At 76.1% G+C, this 1478-nt stretch carries 1 protein-coding gene and 1 pseudogene; both read left to right on the top strand.

Annotation, left to right across the window (positions count from 1 at the left end; all coding sequences use genetic code 11):
* Positions 1–1345: pseudogene (locus B7P34_RS37945) on the top strand (hypothetical protein); the annotation flags it as partial.
* 9 nt (positions 1346–1354) lie between these two features.
* The coding region (locus B7P34_RS35880; RefSeq protein WP_223268611.1) for a roadblock/LC7 domain-containing protein at positions 1355–1478 on the top strand (124 nt) is incomplete at its 3' end.

Below are 1478 nucleotides of genomic sequence, written 5' to 3'. Positions count from 1 at the left end.
CCGCCCCGCGCTGCCGACCCGTGGCAACGGCGGCCCCGCCGCGGTGCCGCCGCCGGCGCCGCAGGCATCCCAGGCGCCTCAGGCGGGCAAGGGCCGCGGCCGCAAGCAGCAGTCCGCTCAGCCGAACCAGCAGGGCCAGCAGGGCCGACCCGGTCAGCCCGGCCAGCCCGGTCGTGGCAACGGCACCGGCGAGCTTCCGGCCCGTCAGGCCCCGAGCTGGGGCAACGAGCAGTCCGCCGGTGCGCCCAAGGCGCCCCAGGCCCCGACGCCGCCCGCCGCCCCCGTGGACGACTGGCCGGTCTCCGGCAACACCTCCTCGCGCTCCGCGCAGGACACGCCGCGCGGTCACGAGGACGTCGAGAGCACGGGCCGGTTCTCCGGGCCCCAGGCCGCGCCCCGTGCGGCCCTGCCGGGCGCCGGTCCCGGCGACACCGCCGAGTTCCCGGCGATCGGTGCGGGTCCGGACGCGTCCGGCAGCACGTCCGGCCAGTTCGAGCGTCCGCGCCCCGTCGACGCCCCGAACAGCACGTCGGGTCAGTTCGCCCGCCCCGTGCAGGGCGACACGCCCAGCAGCACGTCCGGCCAGTACGCCCGCCCCGCCCTCGGCGAAGCACCCAACAGCACCTCAGGCCAGTACGCCCGCCCCGTGCAGGGCGACACGCCGAACAGCACGTCCGGTCAGTACGCCCAGCCGGAAGCCGACGACGACCCGCTGACCAGCACCACCGGTCAGTTCGCCCGTCCGGCGCTCCGTGAGGCCGGCCACAGCTCCCCGCTGTTCGAGGAGCTGGAGTCCAACTGGTTCCGGGGTGCCGCGGGCGAGGACCAGGCCGCCGCGCCGGAGCAGGCCGCTGAGGCGCCCTCCGCGGAGGGCCTGCCGAAGCGTCAGCCGCGCCAGTCCCTCCAGGACCCGGAGCGCGGTCCGCTCGGCGACATGCCCCGTGCGCCGCAGGCGAGCCGGCCGACCCGCCCCTCGCAGGCCCGCCCCGTGCCGCAGACCCGCCAGGCGCCCCAGGCGCAGCAGGCCCAGCAGCCCGCGGCCGACAACTGGCGCCAGTCCCCCAACGACGAGCGCTGGCGCCGGGCCGAGCAGGTCCGCGAGCCCGCCTCGAGCGGCACCACGGCCTCCGGTCTGCCGCGCCGCGTCCCGCGCGCGAACCTGGTCGACGGCACCGCCGAGACGCAGGCGGTCCCGCAGGTCGGCCCGCAGGTCTCGCGTGCGCCCGACGACGTGCGCGGCCGTCTGACCAACCTCCGCCGGGGCATCCAGCAGGGGCGTCAGGCCGGCAACACCTCGTCCACGGGCAACCACACCGTTGACCCCACCTACCAGCAGGAGCGTTAGTTGAGTCCGATGAGCCAGGCGGCGCAGAACCTGAACTGGTTGATCACCAGTTTCGTGGAGAACACCCCAGGGGTGTCCCACACCGTCGTGGTCTCCGCCGACGGACTCCTTCTGGCGATGTCCGAAGGGTTCC

This window comes from Streptosporangium nondiastaticum (genome assembly GCF_003011965.1).
GTDB lineage: Bacteria > Actinomycetota > Actinomycetes > Streptomycetales > Streptomycetaceae > Streptomyces > Streptomyces nondiastaticus.
The sequence above is the reverse complement of the archived record's forward strand: the minus strand, read 5'-3'. Positions and strand labels throughout refer to the sequence as shown.